The sequence below is a fragment of the Aeromicrobium sp. PFPM2_SD2 genome, assembly GCF_057364525.1.
In genome coordinates this window covers 20,924-41,605 of the sequence record NZ_JBNFNZ010000002.1, presented here as the reverse complement: position 1 = coordinate 41,605, position 20,682 = coordinate 20,924, and the positions used below count along the sequence as shown (strand labels likewise).

Sequence of the window (20,682 nt, the reverse complement as noted above, 5' to 3'; positions counted from 1 at the left end):
GTCGCGAGCCTGCAGCGGCCCGTCGGGCCTGGGCCTGCTCCTGCTTCGCGGCCGCGGCGCGCAGCTGCCAGGCCTCGTACTGGTCGGTGAGGCGTGCGGTGCGGTTGAGCGCAGCGTCGAGCACGGCCGTGATCCGCAGCGCCAGGCCGTCCGGGGCGTCCTCGGTCGGGGGCGTCGGCGTCTGGGTGACCGGCGACGTGTCGATGCGCGTCTCGTCGCTCTCCCCGGCGACCGCGACGGTCACGCCGGCGGTCCCCAGGACGGCGGCCGTGCTCAGCGCGGCCAGGCCTCCCTTGGCGGTCCAGCTCATGCGGGCTCCTCCTCGATCGGATCGGGTCACTGCTGAGCCTGCCCATCTGTGATGAGGCCAACATGAAATGTGCGTGAGGGAGTTCTTAGGCAGGGATGCCGCCACACGTCGACACCCGACGGCGAGATTGGCAGACACCGAACGCGCGGGAAGTTACAGTCGTGCAATACCCGGCCCAGTAGGAGCACGACCTTTGGGAAGTACCTCACGACCCGTCGCGGAGAGCGCGCGCGCTGTCTCTATCGAAGCTCCCCAGTTGGGGTTGTCGGTTCGAACGATCAATTGTCTCCGATCCGTCGGAATCACAACCGTGCTCGATCTGACATTTTGGAGTGACGAACAGTTGCTCGGCATCAGGCACTTCGGTCAGAAGTGTCTTCTTGAGGTCCGTCGCATCCGCCCATCTTGCCGCGATGAGGCGTTCATCCGAGAGCACCAGTACCCTAAGACGTCGGCTTCGGACGAAGACGTGGCGGATGTGATCTCGACTTATCTCTCGCAGACTCCCCGCACACCGTTCGAGTTCACGGATATCGCAGTCGTCGTTCGTCGTTCTTTGGATCAGGAAGTTGCCGATCGAGCCATTCGTCGGGCCCTCGATCGCCTCCACAAGCACAAAAGCTCTGCCGTTAAACGACTGCGCGGCACCGATCAGTACGCGCACCTCGAGGAAGGGATGGAGGTGATTCGGCCTGTCCCTGATCACGTAACCAAGATGATCGAGTTGCGACTCGCCGGGCGCACACTGCAGGAGATTGCCTCTTCCTTTGAACTTACGCGAGAGCGGGTTCGACAACTGCTCAAGCAATACGGCGGGCCGTCTAGCGCTGCCGTTCGCGCCGAGCAGTCCCGCCTTCGCGAGGAAGCGGAATCCAGGAAAGCCGAGGACGCCGCGCGAAGGATCCGCGAGTACGTCTCTCAGCATGGGCCCTCGACGACGGCAGCCGTAGCCGTAAGCACGGGAATCGAGGTCGCATTCATCGGCAGGGCGTGGCCCGCTGAAATTCGTCATCTGAGACTAAGTGGTGCTCACCCGGCCGCGCGCAGGTGGAGCGACGAGCAAGTCTTGGACGCGCTTCGGGAGGCAGCGTTGTACGAATTTCCGTTGACGACCAAGGGGTACGCGGGACTGATCGCGGTGGGACAAATCGAGGGCCCCTCCGTGCCCCGAGTCAGCCAGATCTACGGGTCTTGGAGCGAGGCGTGCCTTCGGGCGGGCGTCGAACCCGGTCGCGCGCATCGCGAGTACAACTCTCGCTGGACTGACGCAGACCTGCTTCAAATCGTCTCTCGGTACATGGCCGATCCCGACTCCCCAGGAAGCGCAACGCAGTTCGACGCCTGGAAGAACGCGCATGTCCCCGACGGCCCCTCATTTCAGACTTTGCGGAACCGACTGGGTAGCTGGAACGACATCAAAATCGCGGCTGCTGAAAGCAGGGACTAAATGAATGAGGTCGAACGCCTGGACGAACTGCTCCAGCAGAACTTGGATGAAGGCACGCGGGCTCGGATCTGGGACTCTGCGAACTCCATCTTGTCCCGGAGCACGGGTGCTGGAGGCGAGACGGTGCTTGCGCTGGGCTACGTCCAGTCAGGCAAGACGACGTCCATCACCGCTTTGGCGGCTGCCGCTGCGGACCGCGGTTATAGCGTCATCGTCGCGCTGCTCGGCTCCACCAACTTGCTGCTGGAACAAAACCGGGCCCGCCTCGAAGGCGCGCTCGGCGTCGCCACCCGTGCGGACTATGTATGGATCAGCGAGACGAATCCCGCCGGCTCCGCGGCAGGCAAGAAATTGTCGCGTTTCGTGGAACTTGGAAGGGTGTGCCTCGTCCCTCTTCTCAAGCATGCGGGGCGGATCAACGCTGCCGCCGAACAACTTGCGAAACTCCCCGCCGGGACGTCCGTACTGATCGTGGACGACGAGGCTGACCAGGCATCGCTCAACACAAGCAGGGAGTCGGAAAGCAAGACCTACGCGGCGATTCGAACCCTGCGGGAGGCAGTTCCCTGTCACCTCTACGTGCAGTACACCGCTACTCCATACGCTCCGCTCCTTCTTGATGCCGCGGATGCCCTCAGCCCTGATCACGTCGAGTTCCTCACCCCCGGGCCCGGTTACACGGGAGGAAAGCAGTTCTTCATCGACAATGCCCGTCGCGTTGTCCGGAACGTTCCACTCCTCGATGAACAGTCCTCGAAAACACCTCCGCTCCAACTTCAGACGAGTCTTCACAAGGCACTCTGCGCCTTCATCGCGGGCTCTGCCCTACTTCTGGTCCATGACCGCAGCGCACCCCCGATCAGCATGCTGGTCCACTCGACAGCGCGGAACGACGTGCAGGCCCGGTATGAGCTGTTGATCCGTCGCCAGCTTGAGTCGTGGCGGAATGCTGTGCTGGACACGGTCGAGTCGGTTCCGGAAGACATCCAGGAAGAGCGTCGCCGGATCGTCGAGAACGGCGCACCCGACGTCGACGACGAGACATTCGTCCGACAGGTTTCGTACGTGGTGAACGAGGCGGTGCTCTGGCTGGTCAACAGTGCCGCGGACGTGAACCGCGTGGATTGGCACGTGAGCCCGATCCATATCCTGGTGGGCGGGAACAAGCTTGATCGGGGCTTCACCGTCGAGGGCTTGACGGTCACCTACATGAATCGTCCGGCCAGCCCCCAGGTCGACACCCTAGAGCAGCGTGCCCGTGCCTTCGGATACCGCGCCGACCTTCTCCCCTACTGCCAGTTCTTCGCCAGCAAACGAACTGTCAGCTCGTTGACTGGCATCGTGCACACGGAAGAGGACCTTCGCGCTCGTTTGCGCGACCATGTCGAGGCCGGCGGATCGGTGCATTCGTGGGCGAACGAAATCGGCCTCATCCTTCCTGACGGAATGAAACCCACCAGGGCGTCGGTCGTCAGTGCACTCTCCACCATGGGCCTGGGATGGCACCAGCTGAGAATGGTCGATCGCAGCCAAGAGGCGCTGGATGCCAATTGGGTACTTCTTTCAGAGGTAGGCCTGGATGCCGCGCCGCACGTGGACCACGGGCGTCTCCACCTTCGCACGCTGACGCTCGACGACTGGAGCACGTTCGAGCGACTACTGACGTCCTGGCGCCGCCCGGACTACAGTCCTGGTTGGATCCACGATCAACTCGTGCTGGCTGCTCAGCGGGTTTTTGAACGCGCGCGAACCGCGACGCTGATGCTGATGGAGGACGCCCGCTCGACAGGCGGGGCGCCTCGCGAGCGGAAGTGGAGCCGAGAGACCGGGTTCATCAACCTGTTCCAGGGCCGCGACCTCAGGCCCCAGCCCGACGGTTCCTTCTACCCCGGTGACCAGCGAGTGCTAGGGCTTGAGGAAAAACCAGATCAACTCGTCCTGCAGGTACACCGAGTACGCCCGCGCAATGAAGCCCAGGAGTCCTTAACCCTGGCGATCCACGCAGGATCTGGCCTCGTCATAAGAAAGGCGACCGATGTCTAGAACAATTTCCACCAGTCCGGGTTCCGTCACTCAACTTCCGCTTCACAGCCTACGTCTCGACCCCGAGAATCCCCGGGTTCCCGAAAACCACCGCGGCAAGGACAACCTCGAGCTGGCGCAGCTGCTGGAGATGGGATTCGACGCGTACGCCGTGGCACAGTCGATCGCCGATCTCGGCTACTTTAGTGCCGAACCGTTGATCGTTGTTCCCTCCGCAACACACAGCGACGCTTGGATCGTCGTTGAGGGAAACCGGCGCCTGACTGCGCTCTTGGGTCTCGCCAGCCCCGAGATCCGTGCAGGCTTCTCGGCACCGGACCGTTGGGACGCGCTCGCCTCCAAGCGATCGATCCGACTTGACGATGAAGTGCCAGTAGTCGTCCATGAGACTCGCGATACGACGCACGCCGAGATCGCACGCATCCACGTCGTGGGGAAACTCGGGTGGCGCCCCTTGATGCAGGCGCGCTACATCGCCGCCCGCGTAGACGAGGGCAGGACCATCGCTGAGGTAGCTGATCTCATCGGCGTCACCAAGAGCAAGGCCGCCGATCTGTACCGGGATCAGGCGGTCCTTCGACAGGCAGAACGGTTCGGCCTGGAGACCTCACAGGTCGAGGCAGCGTTTTCGCTGCTCACGGTCGCCATGAGCAGCACGAAGATTCGCGATCACGTCGGCGCTCCACTTGGTTCTCAGCTCAAGCCTGGACAGGATCCCATTCCCACTGCAAAGGCAGACGAGTTGAGCGAGGTCATCACGTGGATCTTCGGCGACGAAGAACGCGAGTCGCTAATCTCCGACTCACGCCAGATCGCACAACTCGGAAACGTCGTAGCGAGTGATGTCGGTCTCGCTGCCCTTCGAGGCGGCAAGAGTCTCGAAGAGGCCAAGCAGACAGTGGCATCGGCCGGACTGGATCCCCTGGTCAGTCTCGTGAAGCGTCTCACTACCGCCAGGTCCGCCCTGTCCAGCGCCAGCAATGACATCACTGAGTTCGCGCGTGACGCCGAGGTGCGCCACCTCCTGGACGATATCGAGTCCCTGCTGGTGAGTATCCGATCAGGCCAGCAGGAGATCGATGAGGACGCAGACGGTGACTGATCTTGAGGTCAAGACAGCAGAGCTCCTCGCTGACTGGATCGAGACCGTCGTCGCCGTCAGCGACTCGGGCCATTTTGGCATCGACAAGCTCGCGGACCATGCCGAGCAAGAGCTTGGCGTCGCACCAAACCGGCTCCAAGACGGCCTTCGGGTTTGTCGTCGCCGCGCCCGGGTGCTCCAGAAGTCTTACCCTCTCGTGGTCAACGACTTAGCCGTTCTGCGGTCCGGGAACCGGGACGCGGACTACTTCGCTCTTCTCCACCTGACTCCAGGTTCAGTCGCTCGACAGACCGTTCGCATGGCCGAGACGCAGCAGATGGCCGAACTGCTCGAGCTGATTGCAGAGCGAGCCTTGTCGAACTATTGGGGCGCAGGCGGCGACGCTTTGCGTTTCGGTTACCCTTCGGCGCACGGGCGCCCGGCATCGTTCCCCGACGCCGTGGCGTGGCTAGCGAAACGAATGGGCGTCGAACCGGGTCGGGGTTACCGGCCGCCGATCCGAAAGGACGGAGGCGTCGACGTCGTGGCATGGAGACAGTTCGCTGATGGCCGTCCAGGTTTCCCGGTCGCGCTGGCCCAGTGCACCATTCAGAGCGACCTCACCGCCAAGGCAAACGACATCGACGTACGGCTTTGGGCGAGCTGGTTGGCAATGGACACTGACCCAACGCCAATGCTGGTCGTACCTGGGACCTTCCAGGCTTCGGGTCACGACTGGCAGCTCCTCAGCACTTCCCTGCTCGTGATCGATCGGATGCGGCTGGTGGAGTTGATGGGGAGGGGCGCAAATGCGCCAGTAGGGGCTGAATGGACGCATGAAACTTGGGGCCACCTACGAGACACGTTGAAGGCGGCCGAACTTTGACAACCAAAGCCGACCTCGTATGGGACATCGCGACTCGCCTCGGAGTCGAAGTTCCTCACATGTCGACCGGCTCGACGGAGCCACGTCAGATTTTCGATCAGATCAACGACGTCCTGGGCCTCGGGCTGCCGTCGTCTCTCACCAAGCCCGAGATGGCGCGAGCGATCGTGGAAGCGACGGGAAGTGCCTGGTTGGCGAACTACGAGTCGCGTGGCGGCACCGTCACGCGAGAGGGACTCGAAGCGGTGAGCCGCTCGGTCGCCGACCTCCTCGGCGGATGACCGAACCGCCGACCCCGCCTCCTGAACCTGACCGCATTCCGCCGGGTTCAGAGTTGAGCTCGAAGATGTCGCGGCTGGCGCGCACAGACACCGCTCCTGAATTGGCCCTGCGGCGTGCGCTGCATGCCGCAGGGATGCGCTACCGGGTTCAGCTGCACGTGCCGGGCAATCGGCGGCGCCGGATCGACGTCGCCTTCACTCGCGCGAAGGTCGCCGTGTTCGTCGACGGCTGCTTCTGGCACGGTTGCCCGCAGCACGGGACTCGCCCGGCGGCCAACCGCGAGTGGTGGGACTGGAAGATCGCTCGCAACCAGGCCCGCGACGCTGACACGAACGCCCTGCTGCAGTCCCAGGGCTGGCAGGTGGTGCGGGTCTGGGAGCACGAGGACCCCATGGCCGCCGCCGCCTTGATCAGCGACGTCGTCGCAGGACGGTCACCTCGTCGACGCTGAACGGCGTCTCGGCAACGACCTTCTTCCAGCGCGGTCCCGAGCGCTTCATCTGCTGCCGCATCACGTGGTAGACGACGCCGGCGTTCACGCCGTTGCCGAGCTGCTTGTACGTGAGGGCGTCCGCCTGCCCGGGGAACTCGAACTCGTCCGGCAGGCCCTGCATCCGGGCCGCCTCGCGAGGCGTGATGCGGCGCAGCGGGCTGCCGAGGATGGTCGTCTGGGTGATCGCCACCAGAGCGGGTACGTACGTCGCCTTCTTCACGCGGATGCCCGAGGGGCGGAAGTGCATGATGCACTCCTCCAGCGTCTGAGCGTCCTGGGCCTGCCACTCCAGCTTGCGGCGCGACGGCGGGAAGCCCTCGAGCTGGTCGAAGTCCTCCAGCCAGGCGTCGATCAGGTCGCAGTGCTGCGTGTAGAGCTCGGAGTTCCTGCGCAGGAAGTTCGCCTTCCAGGCCGGGAGTCCTTCCGGCAGCTCGAAGACGTCGGCGTGGATGAACGCATCGACCCAGATCGGGAAGCCAGGCAGCTTCTGGACGCCGGCCGCGCGCATGCGACGGACGAACTCCGCCCACGCCTGGACCCAGCGCTTCTCCGAGGCGGTGAGCTCGTAGTTGACCCGTCCCTCGATCTCGCCGTCGGCCTGGAGGAACTGGCGCAGGTCCCAGGCCTGCGGGTCCCAGTCGCCCACCGGCTTGTTGGTGACGACGGGCTCGACCTCGTCCATGGCCGTCTCGTCGCCGACGTAGGTCGCGGCGATGAACACACGCTCACGGACCTGCGGGCGCCCTCCGAGCAGCTCCGGCAGCAGGTGCGGCGAGAAGACGGCCGGCGTCGACGAGACCTGGTAGCCGAGCTCGCGCAGGCTGCGGATGATCACGTCCCACTCGTGCTTGTGCCGAGGGCCCGCGATGTTCCGGACGTTCTCGAGCAGCACCAGCGACGGTCGGTGCTCCTCGAGGATCTTGCAGATGTTGTAGAACAACGTGCCGCGCGCCTCGTCCATGCCTCGCTGCATGCCCGACTTGGAGAACGGCTGGCACGGGAAGCCCGCGGCCAGCACGTCGTGCGCCGGGACCTTCACGACGGGATCGGTCTCGGGGATGATGTCCCCCGCGACCGGCATCTCCCAGTTGTGCTGGTAGATCTTCGCGGCGGCCTCGTCGATCTCGGAGGCGTAGACGCACTCGCCACCAAGGGCGGACAGCGCGTAGTGGAACCCGCCGATGCCGGCGAAGAGGTCGACGAAGGTGAAGGTGGGCGACTTCGAGCTCATGTTCGAATCCTAGACGTCGACGCTGACAGGGACGGGCTGGTGCGGGGCGTGTCCGTGGACGAGCCCCGGCCCCGTCGGGGCCGGGGCTCGTCCACCTGACGCCTCAGGTCAGCTGCAGCCGCTGGTCGAGCCGCAGCCCTCGCAGACGTGGCACGAGCCGGCCGGACGCATCTTGGTGCCGCAGGTCATGCACAGCGGGCTGTCGACCGCCGCACCGGTGATGACCTCGAGCAGCTCCGCGGACGTGTGGGCCTGGGCCGGAGCGGCCTTGGCCGTCTCGGCGACGACCTCGGCGGGCGTCTCGGGAGCTTCGGCCTTCTCCTCGACCCGGGCGCCCTTCTCGGTCGGCGCGGACTCGACGAGCTCGGCGGCCGTCGTGCCGTTGCTGACCGGCTGGTGCGAGCCGGTGTCCAGGTAGCGCTGACGCTCCGCGGCCGAGTGGATGCCCAGGGCCGAACGGGTGTCGAAGTCCAGGTAGTCCAGCGCCAGGCGGCGGAAGACGTAGTCCATGATCGACTGCGCCATGCGCACGTCCGAGTCGTCGGTCAGGCCGGCGGGCTCGAACTTGAGGTTCGTGAACTTCTGGACGTAGGTCTCCAGCGGCACGCCGTACTGCAGGCCGATCGAGACCGCGATCGAGAAGGCGTCCATCACGCCGGCCAGGGTCGAGCCCTGCTTGCCCAGCTTGAGGAACAGCTCGCCGAGCTCGCCGTTCTCGTGCGCGCCCGAGGTCATGTAGCCCTCGGCGCCACCGACGCTGAAGCTCGTCGTGATCGACGCGCGCGACTTGGGCAGGCGACGACGGATCGGCTTCTCGACGACGACCGTCTTGACCTCGGTCTTCTCGGCGGGCGCCTCGGCCTTCTTGGCCTTGGCGTCGCTCAGCGGCTGGCCGACCTTGCAGTTGTCGCGGTAGACCGCGAGCGCCTTGAGGCCGAGCTTCCAGCCCTGGAAGTAGACGTCGGCGATCTCCTCGACCGTCGAGGTCTCGGGCATGTTGACCGTCTTGGAGATGGCGCCCGACAGGAACGGCTGGGTCGCGGCCATCATGCGGACGTGGCCCATGGGCTTGATCGCGCGCTCGCCGACGGCGCAGTCGAAGACCTCGTAGTGCTCGGTCTTGAGGCCGGGGGCGTCGATGACGTGGCCGTGCTCGGAGATGTACTCGACGATCGCCTCGATCGTCTCGTTCGTGTAGCCGAGCTTCTTCAGCGCCGCCGGGACGGTCTGGTTGACGACCTGCATGGAGCCGCCGCCGACCAGCTTCTTGAACTTGACCAGCGAGAAGTCCGGCTCGATGCCGGTCGTGTCGCAGTCCATCATGAAGCCGATGGTGCCGGTCGGCGCGAGCACCGACGCCTGGCTGTTGCGCCAGCCGGCCTTCTCACCGATCTTCAGGTTCTCGGCCCACTGCTTGGTGGCCTCGCGGTGCACGGCGATGTCCATCGCGTGCATCGTGCGGACGTCGTCGTTGGCCGCGAGGTGCTTGCGCATGACGCGGGTGTGGCCGTCCTTGTTCTGCGCGTAGCCGTCGTACGGGCCGACGACGCCGGCCAGCTCGGCCGAGCGGCGGTAGGACGTGCCGGTCATCAGCGACGTGATCGACGCGGCCAGCGCGCGGCCGCCGTCGGAGTCGTACGCCAGGCCCGAGGCCATGAGCAGCGCGCCCAGGTTCGCGTAGCCGATGCCCAGCTGGCGGAAGGCCTTGGTGGTCTCGCCGATCGCCTCGGTCGGGAAGTCGGCGAAGCAGATGGAGATGTCCATCGCGGTGATGATCAGCTCGACGCTCTTGACGAAGCGCTCGACCGCGAAGCTGCCGTCGTCCTCGAGGAACTTGAGCAGGTTGAGGCTGGCCAGGTTGCAGCTGGAGTTGTCCAGGTGCATGTACTCCGAGCACGGGTTGGACGCGGTGATGCGGCCGGCCTCGGGCGTGGTGTGCCAGTCGTTGATGGTCGAGTCGTACTGGATGCCGGGGTCGGCGCAGGCCCAGGCGGCCTTGGCGATCTTGCCCCACAGGTCGCGGGCGTCGATGCTCTCGATGACCTCGCCGGTGGTGCGGGCGCGCAGGCCGAAGTCGGTGCCCTCCTCGACCGCGCGCATGAACTCGTCGTTGACGCGGACCGAGTTGTTGGCGTTCTGGTACTGGACCGAGGTGATGTCCGAACCACCGAGGTCCATGTCGAAGCCGGCGTCGCGCAGGACGCGGATCTTCTCCTCCTCGCGCTCCTTGGTCTCGACGAACTCCTCGATGTCGGGGTGGTCGACGTCCAGGACGACCATCTTGGCCGCACGACGCGTGGCGCCGCCGGACTTGATGGTGCCGGCCGACGCGTCCGCACCGCGCATGAACGAGACCGGGCCGGAGGCGGTGCCGCCCGAGGAGCGCAGCAGCTCCTTGGACGAGCGGATGCGCGAGAGGTTGAGGCCGGCACCGGAGCCGCCCTTGAAGATCAGGCCCTCCTCGCGGTACCAGTTCAGGATCGAGTCCATCGAGTCGTCGACGGCGAGGATGAAGCAGGCGCTGACCTGCTGCGGGCTCGAGGTGCCCACGTTGAACCACACCGGGCTGTTGAAGCTGAACACCTGGTGGAGCAGCATGTGCGTCAGCTCGTGCTCGAAGACCTCGGCGTCCTCGTCGGAGGCGAAGTAGCCGTGGTCCTTGCCGGCCTTGACGTAGGTCAGCACGACGCGGTCGAGCAGCTGCTTGAGGCTGGACTCGCGCTCGGGCGAGCCGACGGCGCCGCGGAAGTACTTGGTGGTGACGATCGTGGAGGCGTTGAGGCTCCAGAAGTCGGGGAACTCCACGCCACGCTGCTCGAAGACGTTCTCGCCGGTCTTCCAGTTGGTCTGGACGACGTCGCGACGCTCCCACGTGACGGCGTCGTACGGGTGCACGCCCTCGGTGGTGTAGACGCGCTCGATGGTCAGGCCCTTGGCCTTCCCCTTGGCGCGGCGGGGGCCGGTCTGGCCGCTGACGGTCTCCGTCATGGAGTGCTCCTCGTGTGCTGCGGTGCGGTGGGTGGGGGTGGTACTAGGTGGTCAGGTGGCCCGACAGGTTCAACAACCTGCGGGGCCGGGAGATTTCGCGTTCGACCCGGCGGTCTCGGCGAGCTCGCCGTCGGCCGAGGCGGCCATGAGGCTGGCGATCTCGGCCGCGAAGTCGTCCGCGGAGTCGAAGGCCTTGTAGACGCTGGCGAAGCGCAGGTACGCGACCTCGTCGAGCGCCTTGAGCGGCTCGAGGACGGCCAGGCCGACCTCGTGGGCGGGCACCTCGGCGCAGCCGGACGCCCGCAGGGTCTGCTCGACCTGCTGGCCGAGCCGGGCCAGGTCGTCGGCCGAGACCGGACGTCCCTTGCAGGCCTTCGCGACGCCCGCGACGGCCTTCTCGCGCACGAACGGCTCGGTCGCGCCCGAGCGCTTCACGACCATGAGCTGCATCTGCTCGATGGTGGTGAAGCGCTTCTCGCACGCCGCGCAGGTGCGGCGACGCCGGATGGACGCGCCCTCGTCGGCGATGCGGCTGTCGAGCACCTTGGTGTCGCTGTGCTGGCAGAACGGGCAGTGCACGAGCGGGCTCCTTCGGTGTCGTCGTCGATGTGGACGAAGCTGTGCGTCCCGCTGTGGAACACGGCGCTTCCTGTGGGTGGATCGACCACTTCTGTGGAACTAGATGTGGAGAACTACACCCGTGTAACTACTAGATGTAGGGGAACCGTACGCCTTCGTCCCGGCCCGTGCAAGCACCTTCGCAGGACCCACCGACATCGGTCGCCGGCCGGTCCGCGACACGCCCGGAACGGCGGGCCGCAGGCGTCCCGGTGGTGCCCCACGCCACACCCGGTTCCGCCCGAACGCCGCGAACGCCCGCGCGGACGGACCGGGTCGCTTAACCTGTGCGCATGTCCTGGGGAGGGGGGATCCGATGACCGGACCGCGCGAGCGCCTGCCCGAGCACGAGCGCGCCCCCTTCACGTCCCTCGTGCTCGACCGGGACGGCCGGATCGTGCGCGTGGGGTCCACGTTCACCGACACCACCGAGGTGCCGGCGCCGTACGTCGTCGGGCGCCACCTGGCCGACTTCGTGGCCGGCGAGCGCGACCTGGAGCAGCTGCGCCAGATCCTCGCCTCCCCCGAGCGGTTCGGCTACGCCCGGCTCACCATGCGCCGACCCCACGACGGCGCGCTCCAGCACGTCGTCATGGCCTGGACGCCCGGCGTGGACGACGAGCGCCAGGTCGTGCTGGCCGACGAGACCGAGTCGCTGAGCCGCTACTTCGCGCTCCAGCAGTTCGCCGAGCGCGTGCAGGTGCTGGCCGCCAACTCCTCGGACGTCATGTGGCTCATGGACGACGCCGGGCGCATCACGTTCGCCACGTCCGCCCTCGTCGCGCGGTTCGGCTGGGACGTCGAGCGGGTCCGTGGCCGCCCCGCCACCGACTTCATCCACCCCGACGACGTGGACGCCGCCCTCGCCGCCTTCGCCGCGGTCCGCGACGGGCGCCGCCAGCTGGTCTACGAGACGCGCCTGCTGCGCGCCGACGGCACCCCGGTCTGGACCCGCTCCACGCTCACCGACCTGCGCCACGAGCCGTCGGTCGGCGGCATCATGGGCAGCGCGGTCGACATCGGCGACAAGAAGCACCAGGAGGAGCTGCGCGCCGAGGAGGAGGCGCAGTACCGGGCCCGGTTCGAGCAGAGCCTGCTCCCCCAGGCCGTGACCGACCCGTCCTTCCGCTACCTCGACGTCAACCAGGCCTACTGCACCCTGCTCGGGCGCCCGCGCGAGGAGATCGTCGGACGCACGCCGGACGACTTCCTGCACGAGTCCGACCCGGGCACCGGCGGCGTCGAGCTGGACGCGTACGTGCCCGTCGGACGCACGGAGAAGCGCGTCTTCCGCGTGCTGGGCCACGCCGACGGGTCGGCCGTGCCGGTGCTGGTCAGCGGCACGGCGCTGCGCTCGACGTCCGGCGAGCTGCTCGGGTACGCGTCGGTGCTGGAGGACCAGCGCGCCCTGCACGCCAGCGAGCGCCGCCGGGAGGAGCTGCAAGGGCTGTTCGAGACGCTCGCCGAGCGCGGCGACCAGCTCATCGCCATCGTGACGCCCGACCTCGACATCCTCTACACCTCGCCCAACGCGCCGCGGCTGGACCACTACCAGCTCGGCGGGCGGATCGCCGACGTCGCTCAGTTCGCCCACCCCGACGACGCCGGGCTGGTGCGCGACGCCTGGCGCCGCATCACGACCACCGAGTCCACCTTGACGTTCCGCTTCCGTGCGGTGCGCGACGACGGCGAGGTCGTCTGGCTCGAGCAGACGTCCACGAACCTCACCGACACGCCCATCGGCGGCATCGTCTCGACCATGCGCGACGTCACCGACGAGATGGAGGCGCAGGAGGCCCTGGAGCGCAGCGAGGCGCGACACCGGATGATCGCCGACCTCGCCGACGAGGGCATCTGGGTCATCGCGCACGACGGCCGCACCCTCTACGCCAACGCGCGGCTCGCCTCGCTGGTCGGCTTCTCGCTGGAGCAGCTGTACGCCGCGCCGGTGTGGGACTACATGGACGCCGAGACCGCGCGCATGACGCTCCCGCGGCTCACCGAGCGCGAGGCCCGCGGGTCCGAGCGCTACGAGGTCGCCTACCGCCACCCGGACGGACGCTTGCGCCGGCTGCGCATCGCGGCCAGCCCCATGCGGTCGGCCGACGGCGCCGCCGAGGGCTCGTTGGCGATGGTCTCCGACATCACCGAGACCCGGCGCATCGAGGCCGAGCTCTGGCATGCCGCCCAGCACGACGCGCTGACCGGGCTGCCGAACCGATCCCTGCTCATGGACCGCATCGAGGACGCGCTCGAGCGGCGCCAGGAGGGGGTCGCCGTGCTGTTCGTCGACCTCGACCTGTTCAAGGACGTCAACGACGCCCGCGGGCACGGCGTCGGCGACGAGGTGCTGGTGGCGGTCGCGCACCGGCTGGCGTCTATCGCCGGCGTCCACGACACGGTCGCCCGCTTCGGCGGCGACGAGTTCGTCTCCTGCTGCAGGACACCGACGAGACGGGCGCACGAGCCGTCGCCACCCGCGCCCTGGAGGCCCTGCAGGAGCCGTACGTGGTCGACGACGCGCACATCACCATCGGCGGCTCGATCGGCATCGCGCTCTCGCCGGCCGGCTCGGCCGAGGACCTGCTGCGCTACGCCGACACCGCGATGTACGCGGCCAAGACCGCCGGACGCGGACGTCTGCGGGTCTTCGACGCCGCGCTCGAGCACCACAGCCGCGAGCGCTACGTGCTCGGGGCGGACCTGCGCGCCGCGCTCGCCGCCGACGAGATCGAGATGGCCTACCAGCCGGTCGTCGACCTGGCCGACGGACGCGTCGTGGGCGTCGAGGCGCTCTCGCGCTGGAACCACCCCGAGCACGGACCCGTGCCGGCGCAGCGGTTCATCGACCTGGCCGAGTCCCTGGGCCTGGCCCCGCACCTGGACCGCCGGGCGCTGGAGCGCTCGTTCGCCGACGTGGCGCGCATGCGGGCCGAGGGCGTGCTGCCCCCGGACGCGTACGTCGCGGTCAACCTCTCCGGACGCAGCCTGGCCGACGAGACGCTCGACGCGTACGTCATCGAGCGCGCCGCCCACCACGGCCTGGACCCGCGCCAGGTCGTGCTGGAGCTCACCGAGAGCGCGATCATGGCCGACCCCGAGGTCGCCATCGCGCTGCTCAACCGGCTGCGCACCCAGCACTTCCAGCTGGCCGTGGACGACTTCGGCACCGGCTACAGCTCGCTGGCCTACCTGCGCGACCTGCCGGTGACGATGCTCAAGATCGACCGCGGGTTCGTGGCCGGCGTGACCGACGACCAGCACTCGCTGGCGATCGTCGCCTCGGTGCTGCAGCTGGCCCGCACCCTGGACCTGGCGCTGGTGGCCGAGGGCGTCGAGACCGAGGCCCACGCGGCCGTCCTGCGCGAGCACGGCTGCCGGCTGGGCCAGGGGTGGCTGTGGAGCAAGGCGGTCTCGCCCGAGCAGGCGGCGCGCGAGCGGACGTTCGTCCGGCGCCACGACGTGGGCCCCGTCACCGGCTCCTGACTCGGGTTGCGACGCCCGAGGCCCTGGCTAGGTTGAGGGACATGGCTACCGACACTCCCCAGTACACCGTCCCGGGTCTGACCACGGCCGAGGGCCAGAAGGTCGCCGGCATCCTCCAGGACCGTCTCAACGCGCTGAACGACCTGCAGCTGACCCTCAAGCACGTCCACTGGAACGTCGTGGGTCCGCACTTCATCGCCGTGCACGAGATGATCGACCCCCACGTCGACGAGGTCCGCGCGATGGTCGACGAGACCGCCGAGCGCATCGCCACGCTGGGCGTCGCCCCCCAGGGCACGCCGAGCGCCATCGTCGCGGGCCGCACGTGGGACGACTACTCGATCGGCCGCGGCACCACGAACGAGCACCTGGGCGCGCTCGACGAGGTCTACCAGGGCCTCATCGCCGACCACCGCAAGGCGCAGGAGGCGGTCTCGGACATCGACCCGATGACCGAGGACCTCATCATCGCCCAGGCCCGCCAGCTGGAGCTGTTCCACTGGTTCGTCCGCGCCCACCTCGAGAACGCCGGCGGTCAGCTCTCGACCGCCGAGGCCGACGGCGAGATCACCGCGGCCGTCGCGGCCAGCGAGGCCGCCGACTGACGGTCACCCTCCCCCGCACGCAGCACGGCGCGGTCGCCCCCTCCCTCGGGTCGCGACCGCCGCCGTGGTCTGTGTGGCGGGAGCGGCTAGCCGCGTCCGCTGCTGCGACGCGCCCGGCGCGACAGCGAGTCGATGGTGACCGCGAGCAGCAGCACCGCACCGGTGACCATGTAGCGCACCTCGGCGTCCACGCCGACGAGGTTCAGGCCGCTGGTGATCGACTGCAGCACGAGCATGCCGAACAGCGCCGCGTACATCGAGCCACGACCGCCGAAGAGGCTGACGCCGCCGATGACCGCCGCGGCGATCGCCATGAGGTTGGTGTCGCCGCCGCCGCTGGACTGGGCCACCGACTGCAGACGGGCCGCGGCCAGCACGCCGCCGAACGTCGCGAAGAACGACGTCAGCGCGAACACCGACACGTAGATCCAGTTGACCCGGATGCCCGAGCGGCGCGAGGCCTCCTCGTTGCCGCCGACGGCGAAGACGTGACGACCCCAGCGGGTCTTGCGGATCACCTGGTCCATCAGGACGATCACCAGGATCCACAGCAGCGGCATCCAGCCGATGCCGCGGTCGACGTTCAGGTACGACGCGGCGAAGGCCAGGCCGGCGACGATGAGGGCGGCGCGGATGGCGACGCTGAGCACCGAGGGAGCGGACAGGTTCGCCGCGCGGCGCTTGCTGATGGTGCGGAACCGGCCGAGGAAGTACGCCACGCCGGCCAGGACGGCCAGGACGTACGACGCCAGCGGCGACAGGAACTTGAAGTTCGCGAACTCGATCAGCCAGGAGTCGCTGGGCAGGTTCACCGTGCCGTTGGAGCCCAGGACGACCAGCTGCAGGCCCAGGAAGGCCAGCAGGCCGGCCAGGGTGATGACGAAGCTCGGGACACCGAAGCGGGTGAACAGCAGGCCGTACAGCACGCCGATCGCCAGGCCGGCGGCCAGCGCGACGGCGATCGCCGGCACCAGCGCCCACCCGTGGTAGACCATCAGCACGGCCATGATCGAGCCGCCCAGGCCGCTGACCGAGCCGACCGACAGGTCGATCTCGCCGAGCAGCAGCACGAGGATGACGCCGACCGAGATCATGCCGGTCGCCGCGGACGAGAGCAGCAGCTCGACCAGGTTGCGCGAGGACAGGAAGCGCTCGTTCTGGGCGTAGAAGACGATCCAGATGATGATGAGGCCCACGATGACCGGGACCATGCCCAGGTCACCGGACTTCATCCGGCGGACGAAGCCGGACAGCAGAGCCTTGGGCGAGGAGTCCTCGACGAGGCGCTCGTCGGTCTTGTCGGCGAAGCTCATGCCTCGGCTCCCTTCGGGGTCGTGGTGCGGCGGGCGCGCAGCGACACCGCGTTGTCGGACGCGCCGGTGATCGCGGCGACGAGCTTGTCGGTCGAGACGTCGTCGATGTGGAACTCCGCACCGTTGCGGCCCAGACGCAGGACGTAGATGCGGTCGGCCACGGCCTGGACGTCGGCCATGTTGTGGGTGATGAGCACGACGCCGAGGCCGTTCTCGCGCAGGCGCTCGACCAGGTTGAGCACCTCGGCGGTCTGGGCGACGCCCAGCGCGGCGGTCGGCTCGTCGAGCATGACGACCTTGGGGTTGCCCACCAGGCTGCGCGCGATGGCGACGGTCTGGCGCTGGCCGCCGGACAGCGACGCGATCGGGATGCGCACCGAGGGGATCTTGGCCGAGAGCTGGCGCAGCAGGGCCCAGCTGTTCTTCTCCATCTCGACCTCGTCGAGGGTGCCGCCGGAGGCGAGCTCCTGACCGAGGTAGAGGTTGGCGACGACGTCGAGGTTGTCGGCCAGCGCGAGGTCCTGGAACACGGTCGCGATGCCGAGCTCCTGGGCCGCCTTCGGGCCGGGGATGTTCACCGTCCTGCCGTCGAAGACGATCTCGCCCTCGTCGGGCTGGTAGACGCCGGACATGATCTTGACGAGCGTCGACTTGCCGGCGCCGTTGTCGCCGACCAGGGCGACGACCTCGCCGGGTCGGACGTCGAAGTCGACGTCCGCGAGCGCCTGCACGGCGCCGAACCGCTTGCCGATGCCCTTGAGGGACAGCACCGGGGCTGGGGTGGTGGTCATGACAGAGACCTTCTGTGTGAGGGAGGGAGGGTGGTGCATGGCTCGAGGGGGCAGCCCGGGTCGGGCTGCCCCCTCGAGACGGGACTCAGCTCAGGCCGGCCCCGGAGCACGCGCTCGCGTACTCGCCGGTGCAGATGTCGTCGACGCTGTAGAACTTGTCGGCGACGACCGTGTCCTTGATGTTCTCCTTGGTGACCTTGATCGGGTCGAGGATGTAGGACGGGACGCCACGGAAGTCCGTGGTGTCGGTGACCTCGTCACCGTTGGCGACGGCCACGGCCAGCTCGGCGGCCTTCTCGGCCTCCACCTTGATCGGCTTGTAGACGGTCATGTACTGCTGACCGGCCACGATGCGCTGGATGGCGGCGAGCTCGGCGTCCTGGCCGACGATCGGCGGCATCTTGGTGACGCCGTCGGCACGCAGGGCGGCGAAGACGCCACCGGCCTGGCCGTCGTTGGCGGCGTAGACGCCGGCCAGCGAGGCCGCGTCGATCTTGCTCAGCTGGGTGCTGGTGAACTCCTGGGCGTTCTCCGGGCTCCAGTCGGGGTTGTCGTATCGGCGACGACCTCGAGGCCGGACTTGTCGATGACGCTGTGCGCGCCCTTCTTGAAGTCGGCGGCGTTCGGGTCGGTCGGCGAGCCGTTGAGCATCAGGATGTCGCCCTTGTCGCCGGTGGCCTCGACGATGGCCTCACCCTGCAGCTCGCCCACGCGCTCGTTGTTGAACGAGACGTAGTAGTCGGCGTTGGTGATGAAGCGGTCGTAGGAGATGACCGGGACGTCGGACGACTGCGCCGACTTCACGATGCCCTCGGCGGCCTTGCCGTCGACCGGGTCGAGCACGAGCACCGAGGCGCCGGCGGTGAGCGCCGACTGGGCCTGGTCCTGCTGCTTCGACGCGTCCTGGTCGGCGTTGAGGTAGTTGACCTTGCAGTCGTCGCACAGCTCCTTGACCTTCGCCTCGAACAGCGGCTTGTCGAAGGCCTCGTAGCGGGTCGTCTTGGTCTCGGGCAGGAGCAGGGCGATGGTCTTGCCGCCCTCGCCACCGCCGCCCGATCCCTCGTCACTGTCGTTGGCGCCACACGCGGCGAGCGCCGCGAGGGAGGTGCCAGCAGCCACAGCCATCACGGCTGCGCGGGTGAGTCGGTTCACGCGTTCCTCCAGGTTGTGGACGGCGGGGGCCGTCGCGGATTTCCTTCACTCGCGCAGGGCGAGACACGAGCAGTGTCATACGTCACAACGTTGTCGTCAAGTAACGAAGACAAATCCAGACAGTAACGGCACGGCGACCACTTTTGTCTTCGGACCTTGACGACAACTGGTGGGATACCTCACAGTGACGCACATGTCGTCCCCGGGCACTGCCTCCTCCCTGCGCGCTGCGAACGAGACCCGTGTGGTCCGGGCGCTGCGTCAGCACCAGGAGCTGAGCCAGGCCGACATCGCGCGCGACACCGGGCTGGCCCCGGCGACCGTGTCCAGCATCGTGAAGGACCTCGTCGCGGCCGGCCTGCTGACCACCACCGGGGGGGCCGGGCGCCGCGGCGCCACGGTCGCGATCTCCCGCGCGCCGGGCTCGTCGGCGGCATCGACTTCGGCCACTCCCACGTTCAGGTGAGCCTCGGTGACCTGGGCGGACGCGTGCTCGTCACGGCGCAGGAGTCGCTCGACAACGACCACGACCACGAGGACGGCCTGGCCCTGGCCCACCGCATGCTCGACCGGCTGCGGGAGGCCGAGCCGGACTCGGGCACGTTGCACGCCGTGGGGATCGGGCTGCCCGCTCCCCTGGGCGCCGACGGCGTCATCGACTCCGGCTCGATCCTGCCCGGGTGGGTCGGCGTGCACGCCGCCATGGCCGGCGAGAAGGAGCTCGGCGTCCCGACCCGCGCGGACAACGACGCCAACCTGGGCGCCCTGGCCGAGCACGCGGTCGGCGCCGGACGTGGCACCTCGTCGATGGCCTACCTGAAGCTGTCGTCGGGCGTCGGCTGCGGGCTCGTGCTGGACGGCCGGGTCTACCGCGGCGGCATCGGCACGGCCGGCGAGCTCGGCCACATGACCATGGACGAGACCGGCCCGCTGTGCCGGTGCGGCAGCCGCGGGTGCCTCGAGGCCTACGTCGGCGGATCGGCCCTGACCTCGCAGTTCGCGCCGATCCGGGCCGAGCTGACGGTGCGCGAGTTCGTCGCCCTGGCCAACGCCGGCGACACGGGCGCGCAGCGCCTGATCGAGGACGCCGGGCGCTACCTCGGACGCGCGGCGGCCGCGTTGGCCAACGTGCTGGGACCCGAGCTGCTGGTGATCGGCGGCGACCTGTCGGACGCCGGCGCCCCCTCATCGACGGGGTCCGCGACGGGCTGCGTCGCCACGCCCTGGCCCCCGTCGCGGCCCAGGTACGCGTCGAGCGGGCCGCCCTGGGCGCCCGCTCGTCGTCGATCGGCAGCGTGCTCTATGCGCTGGAGGGCCTCTCTCTCACCACCGGGACCGCACGCACGGCCTGACACGGACGGGGCACCGGACCGTCTTCCCAGCCGGCCGGCACCCCGTCCGCGACGTCACTCGGAGTAGACCGGCACGGCCAGCTTGTGACCGATCTGCAGGCCGGCCGCCGAGTCCAGCGCGTTCAGCTTCATGATCTGGTCGACCGTCTCGCGCTGGTCGCCCTCGGGGTTCGCCGCGCCGGCGATCTGCCACAGCGTCTGGCCCGGTTTCACCGTCACCTCGGTCGTCTCGATCGCGACCCCCTGGTCAGAGGTCGCGGCCGTGGTCGAGCCCAGCGCGATCGCGAGGGCGAACATCGCGGCCAGCGCGGCGACGAACAGGACCAGCTTGCCGCGGGTCGTCAGGCGGACCGGGGCCTGCGTGCGGGCGACCGGGGCGTGGAAGGAGATGGTGGTCATGCGTGCCTCCGAGGGGGAAGTGAGACGGTTCGGTTGACTGAGGTGCGTTCGACCGGACGCCCATGCGTACGGGATGTCATTCGGGTGCGAACAGGCGTTCGATCGAACACGTGTTTGACAATACAGACCCCCACCGACAAGCACCACCCCGAATCGAACATCTTTTCGAACTTTCTCCACGGTGACGTCGATCACGGGGCGGAAA

17 protein-coding genes and 1 pseudogene are annotated in these 20,682 nt (G+C 68.0%); 10 read left to right on the top strand and 8 right to left on the bottom strand.

Annotated elements, in window-relative coordinates; translation table 11 throughout:
• Positions 1 to 310, bottom strand: a 310-nt coding sequence (locus AC2W7G_RS00685; RefSeq protein ID WP_485866728.1) for a hypothetical protein, incomplete at its 3' end; no start/stop codon positions are given.
• Positions 311 to 377: 67 nt separating this feature from the next.
• Between AC2W7G_RS00685 and AC2W7G_RS00680 the strand changes: the two genes are divergently transcribed.
• The 6 genes from AC2W7G_RS00680 to AC2W7G_RS00655 are packed head-to-tail and all read left to right on the top strand — an operon-like array spanning position 378 to position 6,500.
• Entirely contained in the window at positions 378 to 1,757 is a 1,380-nt protein-coding gene (locus AC2W7G_RS00680; protein ID WP_485866727.1) for a DNA-directed RNA polymerase subunit alpha C-terminal domain-containing protein, read from the top strand.
• On the top strand, positions 1,758 to 3,800 hold the full coding sequence (locus AC2W7G_RS00675) for a Z1 domain-containing protein (RefSeq protein ID WP_485866726.1): 2,043 nt from the start codon (positions 1,758 to 1,760) through the stop codon (positions 3,798 to 3,800).
• On the top strand, positions 3,793 to 4,902 hold the full coding sequence (locus AC2W7G_RS00670; protein ID WP_485866725.1) for a hypothetical protein: 1,110 nt from the start codon (positions 3,793 to 3,795) through the stop codon (positions 4,900 to 4,902). Before AC2W7G_RS00675 ends, AC2W7G_RS00670 begins: the two co-directional genes overlap by 8 nt.
• The gene (locus tag AC2W7G_RS00665) at positions 4,895 to 5,767 is read left to right on the top strand and encodes a hypothetical protein (protein WP_485866724.1); all 873 of its coding nucleotides are present in this window, start codon (positions 4,895 to 4,897) and stop codon (positions 5,765 to 5,767) included. Before AC2W7G_RS00670 ends, AC2W7G_RS00665 begins: the two co-directional genes overlap by 8 nt.
• Positions 5,768 to 5,826: 59 nt before the next feature.
• Complete coding sequence (locus AC2W7G_RS00660) at positions 5,827 to 6,048, top strand: hypothetical protein (RefSeq protein WP_485866723.1); 222 nt, start codon at positions 5,827 to 5,829, stop codon at positions 6,046 to 6,048.
• Positions 6,045 to 6,500 (top strand): very short patch repair endonuclease, encoded by a 456-nt coding sequence (locus AC2W7G_RS00655; protein WP_485866722.1) that lies wholly within the window; start codon positions 6,045 to 6,047, stop codon positions 6,498 to 6,500. The genes AC2W7G_RS00660 and AC2W7G_RS00655 overlap by 4 nt, the downstream gene beginning before the upstream one ends.
• On the opposite strand, the gene AC2W7G_RS00650 is transcribed toward AC2W7G_RS00655, so the two are convergent.
• From AC2W7G_RS00650 to nrdR, 3 genes are all read right to left on the bottom strand, one after another.
• Positions 6,460 to 7,773, bottom strand: a complete 1,314-nt coding sequence (locus AC2W7G_RS00650) for a DNA cytosine methyltransferase (protein WP_485866721.1) — start codon at positions 7,771 to 7,773, stop codon at positions 6,460 to 6,462. The genes AC2W7G_RS00655 and AC2W7G_RS00650 overlap by 41 nt on opposite strands.
• Positions 7,774 to 7,881: 108 nt before the next feature.
• Positions 7,882 to 10,761, bottom strand: a complete 2,880-nt coding sequence (locus AC2W7G_RS00645) for a vitamin B12-dependent ribonucleotide reductase (protein WP_485866720.1) — start codon at positions 10,759 to 10,761, stop codon at positions 7,882 to 7,884.
• 69 nt (positions 10,762 to 10,830) lie between these two features.
• Complete coding sequence (gene nrdR, locus AC2W7G_RS00640) at positions 10,831 to 11,340, bottom strand: transcriptional regulator NrdR (RefSeq protein ID WP_485866719.1); 510 nt, start codon at positions 11,338 to 11,340, stop codon at positions 10,831 to 10,833.
• A gap of 27 nt (positions 11,341 to 11,367) precedes the next feature.
• Here nrdR and AC2W7G_RS00635 point away from each other — a divergent pair, with 27 nt between their 5' ends.
• Complete coding sequence (locus AC2W7G_RS00635; RefSeq protein ID WP_485866730.1) at positions 11,368 to 14,865, top strand: EAL domain-containing protein; 3,498 nt, start codon at positions 11,368 to 11,370, stop codon at positions 14,863 to 14,865.
• Positions 14,866 to 14,906: 41 nt separating this feature from the next.
• Positions 14,907 to 15,470 carry a Dps family protein gene (locus tag AC2W7G_RS00630; RefSeq protein WP_485866718.1) on the top strand — a complete coding sequence of 188 codons (564 nt, stop codon included), beginning with the start codon at positions 14,907 to 14,909 and terminating at the stop codon, positions 15,468 to 15,470.
• Between the two features lie 86 nt (positions 15,471 to 15,556).
• Here AC2W7G_RS00630 and AC2W7G_RS00625 read toward each other — a convergent pair whose 3' ends face one another.
• The 3 genes and pseudogenes from AC2W7G_RS00625 to AC2W7G_RS00615 form a co-directional block, all read right to left on the bottom strand.
• Positions 15,557 to 16,783 (bottom strand): sugar ABC transporter permease, encoded by a 1,227-nt coding sequence (locus tag AC2W7G_RS00625; RefSeq protein WP_485866717.1) that lies wholly within the window; start codon positions 16,781 to 16,783, stop codon positions 15,557 to 15,559.
• Positions 16,780 to 17,574, bottom strand: a complete 795-nt coding sequence (locus AC2W7G_RS00620; RefSeq protein ID WP_485866716.1) for an ATP-binding cassette domain-containing protein — start codon at positions 17,572 to 17,574, stop codon at positions 16,780 to 16,782. Before AC2W7G_RS00620 ends, AC2W7G_RS00625 begins: the two co-directional genes overlap by 4 nt.
• An 85-nt stretch (positions 17,575 to 17,659) precedes the next feature.
• Positions 17,660 to 18,699, bottom strand: a pseudogene (locus AC2W7G_RS00615) (sugar ABC transporter substrate-binding protein).
• Between the two features lie 271 nt (positions 18,700 to 18,970).
• Between AC2W7G_RS00615 and AC2W7G_RS00610 the strand changes: the two are divergent.
• Together AC2W7G_RS00610 and AC2W7G_RS00605 are read left to right on the top strand one after the other, a co-directional pair.
• Entirely contained in the window at positions 18,971 to 19,192 is a 222-nt protein-coding gene (locus AC2W7G_RS00610; RefSeq protein WP_485866715.1) for a MarR family transcriptional regulator, read from the top strand.
• A complete protein-coding gene (locus AC2W7G_RS00605) occupies positions 19,189 to 20,145 on the top strand; it encodes an ROK family protein (protein WP_485866714.1) in 957 nt (318 codons plus the stop codon). The genes AC2W7G_RS00610 and AC2W7G_RS00605 overlap by 4 nt, the downstream gene beginning before the upstream one ends.
• Here AC2W7G_RS00605 and AC2W7G_RS00600 read toward each other — a convergent pair.
• On the bottom strand, positions 20,133 to 20,477 hold the full coding sequence (locus tag AC2W7G_RS00600) for a LysM peptidoglycan-binding domain-containing protein (RefSeq protein ID WP_485866713.1): 345 nt from the start codon (positions 20,475 to 20,477) through the stop codon (positions 20,133 to 20,135). The genes AC2W7G_RS00605 and AC2W7G_RS00600 overlap by 13 nt on opposite strands.
• Between the last annotated feature and the right edge of the window lie 205 nt (positions 20,478 to 20,682).